This is a genomic window from Dactylosporangium sp. CA-139114 (genome assembly GCF_050955725.1).
Taxonomy (GTDB): Bacteria; Actinomycetota; Actinomycetes; order Mycobacteriales; family Micromonosporaceae; genus Dactylosporangium.
This window is the reverse complement of record NZ_CP192080.1, coordinates 589,999-604,016: the sequence shown is the minus strand read 5'-3', so window position 1 is coordinate 604,016 and position 14,018 is coordinate 589,999. Positions and strand designations below refer to the sequence as shown.

At 73.6% G+C, this 14,018-nt stretch carries 11 protein-coding genes; 4 read left to right on the top strand and 7 right to left on the bottom strand.

Annotated elements, in window-relative coordinates; all coding sequences use genetic code 11:
• Nucleotides 1–126: 126 nt before the first annotated feature.
• The 5 genes from ACQP2P_RS02740 to ACQP2P_RS02720 all read right to left on the bottom strand — a co-directional run bounded on the left by ACQP2P_RS02740 (nt 127) and on the right by ACQP2P_RS02720 (nt 7,063).
• On the bottom strand, nt 127–1,845 hold the full coding sequence (locus ACQP2P_RS02740) for a protein kinase domain-containing protein (protein ID WP_433618933.1): 1,719 nt from the start codon (nt 1,843–1,845) through the stop codon (nt 127–129).
• Nucleotides 1,846–1,932: 87 nt separating this feature from the next.
• Nucleotides 1,933–5,469, bottom strand: a complete 3,537-nt coding sequence (locus ACQP2P_RS02735) for an adenylate/guanylate cyclase domain-containing protein (RefSeq protein ID WP_433612950.1) — start codon at nt 5,467–5,469, stop codon at nt 1,933–1,935.
• An 87-nt stretch (nt 5,470–5,556) separates the two neighbouring features.
• The gene (locus tag ACQP2P_RS02730; protein WP_433612948.1) at nt 5,557–6,342 is read right to left on the bottom strand and encodes an MBL fold metallo-hydrolase; all 786 of its coding nucleotides are present in this window, start codon (nt 6,340–6,342) and stop codon (nt 5,557–5,559) included.
• 102 nt (nt 6,343–6,444) lie between these two features.
• Nucleotides 6,445–6,903: a RidA family protein gene (locus ACQP2P_RS02725; RefSeq protein WP_433612946.1), complete on the bottom strand. Its 459-nt coding sequence runs from the start codon at nt 6,901–6,903 to the stop codon at nt 6,445–6,447.
• Nucleotide 6,904: 1 nt separating this feature from the next.
• A complete protein-coding gene (locus ACQP2P_RS02720; protein WP_190251269.1) occupies nt 6,905–7,063 on the bottom strand; it encodes a hypothetical protein in 159 nt (52 codons plus the stop codon).
• A 126-nt stretch (nt 7,064–7,189) separates the two neighbouring features.
• Here ACQP2P_RS02720 and ACQP2P_RS02715 point away from each other — a divergent pair, with 126 nt between their 5' ends.
• From ACQP2P_RS02715 to ACQP2P_RS02705, 3 genes are read left to right on the top strand one after another with little or no spacing between them, the layout of a single operon-like run.
• Entirely contained in the window at nt 7,190–8,038 is an 849-nt protein-coding gene (locus ACQP2P_RS02715; RefSeq protein WP_433612944.1) for an Rv0361 family membrane protein, read from the top strand.
• A gap of 31 nt (nt 8,039–8,069) precedes the next feature.
• Nucleotides 8,070–9,047 (top strand): ArsA-related P-loop ATPase, encoded by a 978-nt coding sequence (locus ACQP2P_RS02710; protein WP_433612942.1) that lies wholly within the window; start codon nt 8,070–8,072, stop codon nt 9,045–9,047.
• A gap of 28 nt (nt 9,048–9,075) precedes the next feature.
• Nucleotides 9,076–10,221: an ArsA family ATPase gene (locus ACQP2P_RS02705; protein WP_433612940.1), complete on the top strand. Its 1,146-nt coding sequence runs from the start codon at nt 9,076–9,078 to the stop codon at nt 10,219–10,221.
• A gap of 42 nt (nt 10,222–10,263) precedes the next feature.
• Here ACQP2P_RS02705 and ACQP2P_RS02700 read toward each other — a convergent pair whose 3' ends face one another.
• Nucleotides 10,264–10,575 carry a WhiB family transcriptional regulator gene (locus tag ACQP2P_RS02700; protein WP_350612388.1) on the bottom strand — a complete coding sequence of 104 codons (312 nt, stop codon included), beginning with the start codon at nt 10,573–10,575 and terminating at the stop codon, nt 10,264–10,266.
• Between the two features lie 433 nt (nt 10,576–11,008).
• On the opposite strand from ACQP2P_RS02700, the gene ACQP2P_RS02695 reads away from it, so the two are divergent.
• Nucleotides 11,009–13,468, top strand: coding sequence for a transglycosylase domain-containing protein (locus ACQP2P_RS02695; RefSeq protein ID WP_433618931.1), 2,460 nt, complete (start codon nt 11,009–11,011; stop codon nt 13,466–13,468).
• Nucleotides 13,469–13,525: 57 nt separating this feature from the next.
• Here ACQP2P_RS02695 and ACQP2P_RS02690 read toward each other — a convergent pair whose 3' ends face one another.
• Complete coding sequence (locus tag ACQP2P_RS02690; protein ID WP_433612937.1) at nt 13,526–13,978, bottom strand: GatB/YqeY domain-containing protein; 453 nt, start codon at nt 13,976–13,978, stop codon at nt 13,526–13,528.
• Nucleotides 13,979–14,018: the final 40 nt, after the last annotated feature.

Here is a 14,018-nt window from a genome sequence, read left to right as displayed (position 1 = left end):
GCGGTGCGGCGGTGCGGGCGGCGCGGGCGGCGCGGTGCGGCGGCGCGGGCGGCGCGGTGCGGCGGCGCGGGCGGCGCGGTGCGGCGGGCGCTCGGCGGTACGGCCCGAGGCGGCGATGGGCGCGTGCTAGCGGCTCTTGTGCAGCTGGTCGCCGGTCATCGCATTGTCCCCGCGGCCGGCCAGGCACCGGAACGTCGTCGGGCCGGTCTGCTGCTCGGCCGTGCTCGGCAGCATGACCGATATCTCCCAGTTGGCCGCGCCGATGTTCACCGCCACCAGAGTGTTGAGGCTGCACACGCCGGCCACGGCCGGGTCCTTGCGGCTGGTCACCTTGCTGCCGGCGGGCAGGTCGCCGTAGGCGAACGCCTCCCACGTGTGCACCCCGTCGCACGAGGTCACCGTGAGCTTGGCGTCGAAGCACTCCGGGGTGCTCGAGCAGTGCGCCTCCGCGGCGGCGACCGGGCCGCAGGCGGTGGTGGGCGGGGCGGCGAGCACCGAGGCGGAGGGGGCCGGGCCCGGGGAGCCGTCGCCGAAGCCGTACGCCATGGCGACACCCACCAGCGCCGCCACCGCCACCAGTCCGATGGTCACGCCGACCCACAGGCCGCGCCGGCTTCCCGCCGCGGGCTTGACCGGCGCGACGAACGGGTCCGAAGGCGGCGCGGCCGGCGGCCCCGAATCCGCGACCGCGGCCACGCCACCCGAGCCGGAGCCGGAGCCGGAGCCGGAGCCGAAGACCCCGCCCCTGGAGCCGAACCCGCCCGCACCGGAGCCCGAGGACGGAGCCGAGCCCGCCCTGGAGCCCGAAGACGGAGCCGAGCCCGCGCCGGGGCCCGAAGCGGCGGAGCCGGAGCGGTGCACGGGGTCGGTCGCGGGCTCCTCGGGGCCGGCCTCGTGCGGGACGGTCTGCTCCGGGTCGCGGGGGAAGCCGCCCAGGAACGGCGAGTCCAGCAGGCGGTCGGCGGGCGGCGGCGGGGGCGTGGGCGGCAGCGGCGGCGAGGTGTAGACGGGCTCGACCGGTGGGGAGCCGAGCGGGGGCACGATCACCGGCGGGGTGGGCGCGAGCTGCAGGGCGATCAGGGCGTCGCGCAGCTGCAGGGCCGTCGGGCGCCGGGTGTCGTCGTTGGCCATGCCCGCGCGCAGGATCGCCATCAGCTCCGGCGGGCAGCCGGGCAGGTCGGGGATGTTCTCGTTGAACATGTCGACCAGCGAGAGCAGGCTCGGCATCTGGTCCTCGCGCCAGCGGGGCGGGCGGCCGCGCATCAGGGCATAGAGGGTGGCGCAGAGCGCGTAGACGTCGGCGGCGGGGCCGGGCGGGGCGTGGCGGAACGTCTCGGGCGGGGCGTAGGCGGGCGTGAGCACGTCGAGGGTGATCGACACGTCGCGCCACTCGGCGAGGATGGCCAGGCCGAAGTCGGCGAGGGCGGGCTCGCCGAAGCGGCTGAAGAGGATGTTGGCGGGCTTGACGTCGCGGTGCAGGACGCCCAGGGAGTGCGCGTCCGCGAGGGCGTCGGCGATCTTGAAGCCGACCTCGCGGACCTCGGCCGCGCTCAGCGGGGCGGAGCGCATGCGCTCGGCGTAGGAGCCGTCGCAGAGCTCCATGATCAGGTAGGGGTGCCCGTCGCCGGTGATGCCCGCGTCGAACAGATCGACCACGTGCGGGTGGCTGGACATGCGGCCGGCCGCGCGCGCCTCGCGCATGAAGCGGCGGCGGTCGCGCTCGGTCTCCAGGGTGCGGTTCTCGACCTTGACGGCGACGTCGCGCCCGACCGACTCCTGCTGGGCCCGGTAGACGGTGGCATATCCGCCACGGGCCAGCACCGAGAACCCGGTCAGGCCGGGCACCGAGGGGAGCGGAGCCGATGCGGTCACGGTAAGACGGTACGACAGGGGTATGACAGTTCTCCGTCACGCATCGGCCACAGCCGACTTTCAGGACTCGGCCACCGCCGCAACGGAGTCGTGCGCGCACGCTCGGTTGGCTTCGAGGGCCTCGGCCAACACCGCCGCCGCATAATCGCGACCGCGAACGTCCTCACCCGCGGCGTCCTGCGCCTGCCGCGCCCAGTCCAGCGCCTCCGCGTTGCGCCCGGCCGCCAGCAGGGCCGCGGCGTAGGCGGCGATGGCCTGGCGGCGCGAGAAGATCACCGAGGGGCCGGGCCGCTCGGCGGCGACGCAGCCCAGCGTCTCCAGCGCCGTGGGCAGGTCGCCTTGGGCCAGGCGGGCCAGGCCGAAGAGCACCCGCGGCCCGACCGTGGCCGGCTCCAGCACGTCGTGGGTCTCGACAACCCGCAGGACCGCCCGCGCGTCGGCCTCGGCCGCGACGGCGTCGCCGCGGTCGAGCGACACGAAGCCGCGCATCGTGCGCGACATGCCGAGCAGCAGCGGGTGCCCGGTCTTCTCGCCCCACTCGGTGGCGTCGCTGAGCAGGTCATACGCGTGCGCCGGCTCCGACAGCTCGCGCGCGACCACGCCGCGCACGACCAGTGCCAGGCCGCGGCCCCAGTCGTCGCCGGCCGCGGCGAACTCGCGGTAGGCCCGCCGCGCCTCGCGGTCGGCCTCGGCGAGGTCGCCGCTCTCGGCCGCCGCGAACGCCTCGACCGCGCGCAGGGTGCCGACCGCCCAGGCGTCGCCGACGCGCTCGCCGAACGGCAGGAACGCCTTGGCCAGCCGCCGCGCCTCGCCGAGCCGGCCCGCGAGCAGCCGCACGAACGCCGTGGTGCCCCTCAGCCAGGCCCGCCCGACCGGGTCGCCGAGCTCGGCGAAGCGGCGGGCGGCCCGCCCGAGCGCCGCGTCGGCGCCGGCGAAGTCGCCGCGGGTGGTGGTGACCCAGGCCAGGTGCTGCAGCGACCACGCCTGGGCGCGCCGGTCGCCGGCGGTGACCGCGATCTGGAACGACTCGGCGAAGCGGCCCCCGGCCTCGGCCAGGCGCCCCTCGAGGAAGTCGGCCATGCCGAGGCGGCGCATGGCGTCGCCGCGCTCGTACGTCAGATGCGCCGCCGTCGCCGCGTCGAGCGCCTCGGACAGCGTGCCGTAGCTGCGCCGGTGATCGCCCATGGCCCGGTAGGCCCGCCCCGCCACGAGCAGCGCGCCCACCCGCACGGCCGCGTCGTCGCCCGCGTTCGCCGTGATCTTCTCGGCGTACCCCAGCGCCTCCGCCGACCGCCCGAGCTGCAACAGCGCCCGGGCGTGCACGAGCCGGTCGGCCGCGGGCAGCGCGCCGCCGCCGAGCACCGCGGCCCGGTCGGCGGCCTGCGCGGCCTGGGCCGGCTCGCCGGAGGCCAGCGCGGCCCGGGCGGCGCGGCCCAGCGCCTGCACGCCCAGCGGCGCGGCCGAGCGGGCGAGCGAGTCCGGCCGCAGCCCGACGACGTCGGCGAGCCGGCTGGCCCGCTCGGCGTGCTCGGCGATGAACGCGTCGGCGGAGCCGAGGGTGAGGTTGAGCCCCGCGACGTTGCCGGTGCCGCCGGCGGCCAGGAAGCTCGTGACGGCCGCGGCCGCCCAGCGGGAGAGCGCGGCGTGCCGCTCGGCCAGGTCGGCCTTGCCGATGCCCGCGTAGGCGGCCTCGCGCAGCAGCGGGGTGGCGAAGGCGAACCCGCCCCGCCCCCGGCGCAGCATGCGCCGCTGCAGCAGCTCCTCCACGGCCCGCTCCAGCTCGACGGCGGCCACGACCGCGGGCCGGGCCGGCTGGCCGGGCGGGTTGAACCGCAGCGCCTCGAGCGCCCGGGCGGGCACGGTGTCACCGATGACGGCGGCGTCGCGCAGCACGGCCCGGGTGTCGGCGGGCAGCGCGTCGATGCGGGCCGCGAGCACGGCGGCGAGGTCGCGGGAGAGCAGGCGGCCGCCGAGCGAGCCGGGCGCGAGCCGCCAGCCGGGCGGGTCGGTGCCGGCGACGGTGGTGAGCGCGCCCCGCTCCTGCAGCAGGGTGACGAGCTCGGCGAGGTAGAACGGGTTGCCCTGGGCGGTCGCGAGGAGCCGGTCCTCGTCGGCCGGGGCGAGCCGCCCGCCCCCGAGGTAGGCCGTCAGCAGCCGGGCGGCGTCCGCGCCCCGAAGCGGCGGGATCGGTACGACCTCGGCATCCGCCATCCGGGTCAGCACCCCGGCCGAGCGCACCAGCTCGGGCCGGCCGAGCAGCACGATGAGCACCGGGCCCTCGAGCCGCTCGATGGTCGCCCCGAGCGCGTCCAGCGTTTCGGCGGTCGCGTCGTGCAGGTCGTCGACGATCACCACGAGCGGCGTCTCCGCGGCCAGCCCCGACAGCAGCTCGGCCACGGCGGCCGGCACGACGTCGAGGTCCAGCTCGTCGGCCTTGCCGCCGGGCGCCACCCACGCGGTGTCGCCGACGGCCTCGGTGTAGCCGATCAGGCTCAGCAGCAGGTCGCTGGCGAACCGCGGCGGCTCCGGGCGCCCCCGCGCGGCCCGGGCCAGGCGCTGGGCGAGCCGGCGCAGCCGCTCCTCGACCGCCTCGCGGGTCTGCGCGGCGTCGGGGGGCAGGCCGATCGCGGCGCGCACGAGGTCGGCCAGCGGGGCCAGCCGCCGCCGCTCGCCGAACGCGGCGCAGTGCACGGAGAGCACGCGGGCGCCGCCGCCCGGCGCGAACCCGGCGCTCGGGGTGTAGCCGGCGCCGCCGAGGTATCCGGCGGCGAAGCGCTCGATCTCGCCGGCCAGCCGCGTCTTGCCCAGGCCCGCCTCGCCGGTGAAGACCAGCACCCGCGACTCCTGGCGGTCCGCGATCTCGGCGAGGCGGCCCGAGACGCGGCCGAGCTCGGGCTCGCGGCCCACGAACGGCGCCTCGTCGCCGAGGCCGGAGCGGGTGCCGGGCGCGTCGAGCAGGCCGAGCAGCTCGTAGGCGTCGACCGGCTCCCGCTTGCCCTTCAGCCGCAGCGGGCGCAGCGCCCGCCAGGAGGCCAGGCGGCGGGTGGAGCTCGAGGTGCGGTCGCCCGCGTACACCGCGCCGATCGCGGCCGCGTCGGCGAGCCGGGCGGCGGTGTTCACGGTGTCGCCGATGACCGTGTATTCGATGCCGGCCTGCACGCCCGCGACGACCGGCCCGGTGTTGAGGCCGATGCGCAGGCCGAGCGGGGCGCCGCCGCCGCGCTCGTCGTCGAGGACGCGGCGGACCGCCCGCTGCATCGACAGCGCGGCGCGCACGGCCCGCTCGGCGTCGTCCTCGTGCGCGACCGGCGCGCCGAACACGGCCATGATCCCGTCGCCGGTGAGCTTGTCGACGTGCCCGCCGAAGGTCTTCACGGCGCCGGCGAGCGCGGCGAGCACCCGGTCGGTGACGGCGCCGACGCGCTCCGGGTCGAGATCCTCCGACCAGGCGGTGAAGTCCGAGAGGTCGCCGAAGAGGACGGTGACGATGCGCCGCTCGGCCGCCGGCAGGGTGGCGGCCGCGGGCAGCGCGGAGCCGCAGTGGTGGCAGAACCGCGCACCGGGAACGGCCACGGTCCCGCACACCGAACAGGTCACGCCGTCACCTCCGCTGCGCTCCGGTGCCGCCGCGACCCCCGGGCTGAGTTTGCCGGTGAGCGGCCCCTCCGCTTCGCCGCGGACCGCTCACGTTGCATCCAAACCATCAGGGGCCGGATGTGATTCCCGTCGCAGAAAATCGAGCTGCGCGCGCACGCTCATCTCGGCGGCGAACCAGAGCGAGCGGTCCACGTCGGCGTACACCTTGGCCACGACCTCGGGCGCGTCCGTCGCGCCGGCCGCCACCGCCGCCCGCACCTGCTCCAGCCGCGACTCGCGGTGCCGGCGGTAGAATCGGGCCGCGATCCCGGTGTCGTGCAGTGCCGGGCCGTGCCCGGGCAGCGCGGGGCGCCCGTCGAGCGCGGCCAGGCGGCCGAGGCTGTCCAGGTAGTCGCCGAGATCCCCGTCGGGCCAGGCCACGACGGTGGTGCCGCGGCCGAGGATGGTGTCGCCGGTCAGCACGATCTCCTCGCCGCCCAGCCGCACCACGAAGCACACCGAGTCCTTCGTGTGCCCGGGGGTGGCCAGCGGCTCGACGGTGAGGCCGTCGGCGTCGAGGTGCTCGAGCACCGGCGGGTGGTACACCCGCGCCCCGGTGAGCCCGGCCAGCCGCTCGACACCCTCGGTGTGGTCGATGTGGCCGTGGGTGAGCACGATGGCGGCGACGGGTGCGTGCGCGGCGACGGCCCGCAGGTGCCCCTCGTCGAGCGGGCCCGGGTCGACCACGACGCTGCCGCCTCCGGGGGCGCGCAGCAGCCAGGTGTTGGTGCCGTCGAGCGTCATCGGGCCCGGGTTGGGCGCGCGGACGAGCGTCACCCAGTCGGGCAACGCGTCGAGCACTTCGGCGGCGGGGGTGGTGACGTGGCTTACCACGAAAGTGATCCTACGGCGGGGTACTTCGCCCCACACGTCACCCGACCGGCCAGTAGCCGACCCCGCGAGCGGTGCGCCACGGGGTCGGCCGGCCATCCGGCGTCAGGCCACCTCGAGGATCGCCTCGACCTCGACGGGCGCGTTCAGCGGCAGTGCCGAGACCCCCACGGCGCTGCGCGCGTGCTTCCCGGCGTCGCCGAACACCTCGCCGAGGAGCTCGGAGGCGCCGTTGACCACGCCGGGCTGCCCGGTGAAGCCCGGCGCCGAGGCGACGAACCCGACGATCTTCACGACCCGCACGACGCTGCCGAGGCCGACGAGGGCCTCCACCGCCGCGAGGATGTTGATGGCGCAGGTGCGGGCGAGGTCCTTGGCCTGCTCCGGGGTGACCTCGGCGCCGACGAGCCCGGTGGCGTGCAGGGCCCCGTAGACCATGGGCAGCTGGCCCGAGACGTACACGTGGTTGCCCGTGCGCACGGCGGGGACGTATGCGGCGACGGGCGGTACGACCGGAGGAATGGTGATCCCGAGCTCGGCCAGGCGGGCGTGGACGTCACCCATGTCAGCCGGCCTTCGGGCGCTTGAAGTAGGCGACCAGGTTCTCCGGGTTGGGGCCGGGCACGATCGCCACCAGCTCCCAGCCCTCCTCGCCGAAGTTGTCGAGGATCATCTTCGTGTTGTGGACCAGCAGCGGCGCGGTCAGGTACTCCCATTTCTGCATGTGGGGACAGTAACGCCGGGCCGTCCGGGTTTGTCGGGCACAGCCTGATATCAGGACCCCCCACGGGTGGCCCCATGACGCTACTGTGAGGGCCGCCGACGTGAGCGCCGCACAAAGGTGGGAGAAATGACGCAACCGCCCCCATACCCGGGCCAGCCGGAGTATCCGGGTCAGCCCGGACAGTCCGGGCAGCCGGGTTGGCCGCCGCCCCCGCCGGTGCAGGACCCGTTCGCGCAGCCGCAGCCCGAGCAGTACACGGTGCAGCCGCCGAACCCGGACCCGTACGCGCCGCCCACCTCGGCCCCGCCGATCTCCGGGCAGCCCTACGCCCAGCCCTACCCGCCGGCCGGCCCGATGCCGGCCACGGGCGCGTTCGGGCAGCCCACGGCGCCGTTCACGCCGCCCACCGGCCAGTTCCCGACCGGGCCCACGGCCCCGGTCAGCGGGGTGCCGCAGCCGGGCATGGCGCCGCCGTTCTCCGGTCCGCCGGCCCAGGGCTACCCGGTCTACCCGCAGCAGGCGCCGGTCAAGAAGAAGCGCGGCCTGATGATCACGCTGATCATCCTGGGCGTCGTGATCGTGCTCTGCGGCGGTGGCGGCGCCGCAGCCTACTTCGTGGTCCAGAACAACCAGGGCACGGGTGCGCCGACGGCCTCCGAGGCGGTCAACAGCTTCCTCACCGCGGTGTACAAGAACAAGAGCGTCGACGACGCGCTCAAGTACGTCTGCTCCTCCTCCCGCGACAAGGCGAAGGTCACCGCACGCATCCAGGAGATCCGCACCTACGACGCGAGCCTCAGCAGCCCGACCTACACCTGGCCCGCGCCGACGGTCGAGAAGCAGACCAGCGACGAGGCCACGCTCACGACCACGGTGAAGGTGACCACCAGCGACGAGAAGGTCGCGGAGACGAAGTACCGGTACATCGCCTCCCACGGCAAGGGCTGGTTCGTGTGCGAGATCACCGCCGCGTGACGACGGGCCTCGACCAGGTAGCGTCGAGGGTGTGACGGCGCGCGAGTCTTCTGACGGGCGGGGCGGCTACGGCTGGCCCGCCCGTCTGCATGTGGTCACCGGCAAGGGCGGCACCGGCAAGACGACCGTGGCCGGCGCCCTCGCGCTGGCGCTGGCCCGTGACGGGAAACGGACCCTGCTGATCGAGGTCGAGGCGCGGCAGGGCATCGCGCAGCTCTTCGACCGCGACCCGCTGCCCTACCGCGAGGTGCGCGTCGCCTCGGCCCGCGGCGGCGGGGAGGTGCGGGCGCTGGCGGTCGACGCCGAAGAGGCGCTGCTGGAGTACCTCGAGATGTTCTACCGCCTCGGCGTCGCCGGACGGGCCCTGCGCAAGGTCGGCGCCGTCGACTTCGCCACCACGGTCGCCCCGGGCCTGCGCGACGTGCTGCTGACCGGCAAGATCAAGGAGGCGGTCACGCGCACCGCCGACGGCCGCCGGGCCTACGACGCCGTCGTGCTCGACGCGCCCCCGACCGGGCGGGTGGGCCGGTTCCTCAACGTGACGGCCGAGACGGCGCGGCTGGCCAAGGTCGGGCCGATCAAGACCCAGAGCGAGGGCGTCGCGGCCATCCTGCGCTCGCCGATGACCGCCGTGCACGTGGTCACCCTCCTGGAGGAGATGCCGGTCCAGGAGACCGCGGACGCGATCGAGGAGCTGACCCGGCTGGGCATCCCGATCGGCACCGTGGTCGTCAACGCCACCCGCCCGCCGGTGCTGGCCGGGGTGAAGGTCACCCAGGCCGACCTGCGCCGGGGCCTGGCCGCGGCCGGCGTGACGGCCGACAAGGAGCTGCTGGGCGGGCTGGCCGGGGAGGCGCGGGCCTACCAGGCCAAGGTCACCGCCGAGTCCTCGCTGCGTGCCGAGCTGCTGGGTCTCGGCCGGCCGGTGGTCGAGCTGCCGATGATGCCCGAGGGTGTGACCGTGGCGACCCTCGAGTCGCTCGGTGATCTGCTCCTCACGTCTGCTTGAGGATGCTCGCAGCGGATACGCTCGCAGGGTGCCTCCCACTGCCGAGACGCCCGGGTCGCCCGACCTGGATCTTGACGCGATCCTCGCCGACCGCGCGATCCGGATCGTGGTCTGCTGCGGCTCGGGCGGAGTCGGAAAGACGACAACGGCCGCGGCCCTGGCGCTGCGAGCGGCCGAGGAGCACGGTCGCCGCACGGTCGTGCTGACCATCGACCCGGCGCGGCGGCTGGCCCAGGCGCTCGGCCTGACCGAGCTGGACAACACGCCCCGCCAGGTCAAGGGCCTCCAGCCGGACTCGGCCGAGCTGCAGGCCATGATGCTGGACATGAAGCGGACCTTCGACGAGGTCGTGCTCGCGCACACCGACCCGAAGAAGGCCGAGGAGATCTTCGCCAACCCCTTCTACCAGGCCATGAGCTCGACGTTCTCGGGCACGCAGGAATACATGGCGATGGAGAAGCTGGGCCAGCTGCGCGCCCGCGACGAGTGGGACCTCATCGTGGTCGACACCCCGCCGTCGCGCTCGGCGCTGGACTTCCTCGACGCGCCGGCTCGGCTGTCGCGGTTCCTCGACGGCAAGATGCTGCGCCTGCTGCTCGCGCCCGCCCGGACCGGCGGCCGCAGCGTGTTCAACCTGGTCTCGGCCTCGTTCGGGCTGTTCAGCCGCACCGTGCAGAAGATCCTCGGCGCCCAGCTGCTGACCGACCTGTCGGGCTTCGTCGGCGCCCTGGACTCGATGTTCGGCGGTTTCCGGGAGCGCGCCGAGCAGACGTACCGCGTGCTGCAGGCCCCCGAGACGGCGTTCCTCGTCGTGGCGGCGCCCGAGCCCGACGCCGTGCGCGAGGCGGTCTACTTCGCCGGGCGCCTGGGCGCGGACCGGATGCCGCTGGCGGGCCTGGTGCTCAACAAGGTCGTGCCGGTCGCGGCGCCGGCGCTGTCCTCCGCCGACGCCCGGGCGGCCGCGGAGCGTCTCGACGACCTCGGCGGCCACCAGGCGACGGCGGACGTGCTGCGGGTGCACGCGGAACTGGCCGATCTGCACGATCGGCAGGCGGCGGTCTCCGGCCGGTTCCTGCGCGCCCACCCCGGCGTGCCGGTCGTCCGCGTGCCCGCGCAGCCCGCCGACGTCCATGACCTCGACGGGCTGCGCGCGATCGGCACGACCTTCGCGTAGAGCGCGACCGGCCCGCGCCTCGCATGAAGCAGGCGGCTGCGATCAGCCGGTCGGCACCAGCTCCTTGGCGTCCTTGCTGGTGCTGTTGCGGTCCATGGCCGCTTCGAACATCTTGCGCCAGCTCGGCACCTGCGGGTGGCGGCGTAGCAGGGCGCGGCGCTCGCGCTCGGTCATGCCTCCCCACACCCCGAACTCGATCCGGTTGTCGAGGGCGTCCGCCAGGCACTCGTACCGCACGGGGCAGCTCCGGCAGATCCGCTTCGCCACGTTCTGCTCGGCGCCCTGGACGAACAAGGCGTCCGGGTCGCCATTGCGACACGCGGCGATGCTGGGCCAGTCGACGACCATGCTCATATTTCCTCTTCCCCCCTTGGACTCCCCCCGGGTCCATCCGCCGTGCTTGCCCCGGCGAAAAGCGCCCAAACCACGTCCCCCCATGGCATTCGGGTGCAGTTCGCCGGATTGCCCGGCGCGACGGCAGGGTCCCCGGCCACGGGAACCCCGAGAGGAGCTTTCCGGAACATCATGCTCTGTAGTCGTCCAGTTACGCAACGTTGTTGCACCAGGTTAACCGGCCTTCCGCGTTCCACCAAAGGGCCGATCCGTGCTACCACTCGGCCACTACCGGGTGCGATTTGCCCAAAATGCCGACGGCCCCCGTGCGGCTTGCCGCAGAATCGGAACTGGGTCAACCTCACGCTCGATGTGACGCGTCTAGGACAACGAGGACGCCTGCATCTGGACGCGGCCTCATGACGTCGTCACGTAGTCTGAGGCGGTGACCTGGATGCGCAAACGCGAGCACGGCCTGCTGCCCAACGCGGCTTCGTTGCTGCTGTGTGGGCTCTTGGCGGGGCTCGTGGTCGCTGCGGCGGCTTTCCCCGCGGTGGCCATGTCCGGACTGGCCGCGAAGGCCGGCTCGGACACGTTCGAAAACCTCCCGACCGACATCGACGTGCTGCCGTCGCCGCAGATCTCCTACGTGTTCGCCGCGGACGGCAAGACGCTGCTGGCGATGATGTACGACGAGAACCGCCGCGATGTGAAGATCGACGACGTCGCCCAGGTCATGCAGCAGGCGATGGTCGCGGCCGAGGACAACCGGTTCTACGAGCACCGCGGCGTGGACGTGAAGGGTGTGGCCCGCGCGTTCGTGGCCAACCAGAACGCCGGCGGGCAGACCGAGCAGGGCGCCTCGACGCTGACGATGCAGTACGTGCGGCAGGCCATCGCCTACTCGGCGCGCACGCCGCAGGAGGTCGTCGACGCGACCGACAAGACCCCGACGCGCAAGCTGCGCGAGATGAAGTACGCGATCGACCTCGAGAAGAAGCTCTCCAAGAAGGAGATCCTCGAGCGGTACCTCAACATCGCGCCCTTCGGCCACGGCGCCTACGGCGTCTACGCGGCCGCGCACGTGTACTTCGAGAAGGACCCCAAGGACCTCACGCTCCCCGAGGCCGCGCTCATCGCCGGCCTCGTGAAGGCGCCCGGCACCAACGACCCGGCCACGGCCGAGGGTCTGCCGCGGGCGATGGACCGGCAGAAGTACGTGCTGAACCAGATGGTCTCGATGGGCTACATCGACCGGGCCACGGCCGACGCCGCCGGCAAGGAGAAGCTCAACATCGTCGGCAAGCGGACCCCCGAGGGCTGCGAGTCGATCCAGCGCCCCGAGCTCGGCGCCGGCTTCTTCTGCGACTACCTGCGGCGCTGGTGGATCGGGCAGAAGGTGTTCGGCGAGGACGAGTACCAGCGCGCCAACCGGCTGCGGGCCGGCGGCTACACGGTCGTCTCCTCGCTCGACGTCCAGACGCAGACGGCGGCCTTCAAGTACGCGCAGGACCAGCCGCTCGTGTCCAAGGACCAGAAGATCACCATGGGCCAGTCCAACGCGCTGATGCTCGCGGCGGTCCAGCCCGGCACCGGCCGCGTCACCGCCCTGGCCACCAACCGCAACTTCAGCAACGACCAGACCAACAACGGCAAGAACACCAACCCGGACAAGAAGAACCAGAAGGGCAACTACCCCAACACCACGGTGCCGATCATCACGGGCGACAAGGACATCCCCGGCTACCAGGCCGGCTCCGCCTTCAAGATCTTCACCGCGGTCGCCGCTCTCGAGTCCGGGCTGCCGCTGGCCACCACGATCCAGACCGAGAAGCAGTTCGTCTCGGACTTCCCGATCGACCCGAAGAGCCCCGCCGCCTGCAACGGCGCGCACTACTGCCCGAAGAACTCCGGCGGGCAGTCCGGCCCCTACAACATGTGGACCGGCTTCGGCAGCTCCATCAACACGTTCTTCGTGCCGCTGGAGCAGCAGGTCGGCGTCGACCACGTGGTCGACGTGGCCAAGCGGCTCGGCATCCAGTTCAACGCCCCGAACGACGCCCAGCTCGCGGCCAACCCCAAGCAGTGGGGCGCCTTCACCCTCGGCGTCTCGGCCACGACCCCGCTGCAGCTGGCCAACGCCTACGGCACCCTCGCCGCGGACGGCCTCTACTGCGAGCCGACCCCGATCCTCGAGGTCAAGGACAACAGCGGCAAGAAGGTCGACGGGCTCGACCCCAAGTGCAAGCAGGCCGTCGACCCCGAGGTCGCCCGCGCGGCCGTCGACATGGCCCGCTGCCCGGTGGGCGACCAGTCCGCGACCGGCAAGTGCGCCGGCGCCACCGCCGGCTACTCCCGCGACTTCGTGAAGCGGCCGATCGCCGGCAAGACGGGCACGACGGACTCCGAGAAGAGCGCCACGTTCACCGTCATGACCAAGCAGCTCGCGGTCTCCGCGTTCCTGACCGACCCGGACTGGCCCGAGACCAACAAGGACATGAAGCACCCGCCGACCAACTACGCCGCGCTGGGCGTGCTCCGCGACGGCCTGGCCGGCCAGCCCGTCGTGCAGTTCACCCCGCCGACGAAGGACCGCTCGCAGGGCAAGCTGGTCGACATCCCGTCGGTCAAGTGCCTCTCCGTCGACCAGGCGCGCGCGAAGATCAAGAACGCCGGCTTCTCGGTCTCGGTCGCGTCCGGCCAGGTCGCCTCGCAGTGCCCGGCCGGAACCGTGGACCGCACCAACCCGTCCGGCTCGACGGCCAAGGGCGGCTCGGTCCAGCTCGTCGTGAGCAAGGGCCCGGGCGCGCCGGCCGCGCCGTACCTCGGCAACGACAACGGCGGCGGCAACAACCCGGTGCCCAACGGCGACGTCCCGGACACCAACATGTGCCCGATCCCGTGGGTGTGCTGATCACCTGATCGCATGAACAAGGCGGGCGTCCCTCTCCGGGGGCGCCCGCCTTGTCACTCAGTTGGACGTCAACTGGGCCTTGACGATCGCGGCCACCCGGCCGCCCTCGGCGCGACCGGCGACCGCCGCCTGCGCGGCCTTCATCGCCGGGCCCATCTGCTGCGGACCGGCGAACCCGCCGGCCGCGAGGGCCTCGCGCACGATGTCGTTGAGCTCGTCGTCGGAGAGCTGCTTCGGCAGGTACCCCGCGATGACCTCCTCCTCGGCGCGCTCCTTCGCGGCCTGGGCCTCGCGGCCGGCCCCGGCGAACGCGTCCGCGGCCTCGCGGCGCTTCTTGGCCTCCTTGGTGAGCACCGACAGGATCTCGTCGTCGGAGAGCTCACGGGCGGACTTCCCGGCGACCTCCGCGTTGCGCACCGCGGCGATCGCCATCCGCAGGGTCGACGTCACCAGCTCGTCGCGAGCCTTCATGGCGTCGTGCAGGTCGGACTCCAGGCGTGCCTTCAACATGAGAAAAGTCTATCCGTCGGATCTTGCTCATATTCTGTTG

Coding starts and splice junctions, on each gene's coding strand:
- ACQP2P_RS02725 (WP_433612946.1), bottom strand. CDS start 6,903: ATGGGTGACGTCCACGCCCGCCTGGCCGAGCTCGGGATCACCATTCCT.
- ACQP2P_RS02720 (WP_190251269.1), bottom strand. CDS start 7,063: ATGCAGAAATGGGAGTACCTGACCGCGCCGCTGCTGGTCCACAACACG.
- ACQP2P_RS02715 (WP_433612944.1), top strand. CDS start 7,190: ATGACGCAACCGCCCCCATACCCGGGCCAGCCGGAGTATCCGGGTCAG.
- ACQP2P_RS02700 (WP_350612388.1), bottom strand. CDS start 10,575: ATGAGCATGGTCGTCGACTGGCCCAGCATCGCCGCGTGTCGCAATGGC.
- ACQP2P_RS02695 (WP_433618931.1), top strand. CDS start 11,009: ATGCGCAAACGCGAGCACGGCCTGCTGCCCAACGCGGCTTCGTTGCTG.
- ACQP2P_RS02690 (WP_433612937.1), bottom strand. CDS start 13,978: ATGTTGAAGGCACGCCTGGAGTCCGACCTGCACGACGCCATGAAGGCT.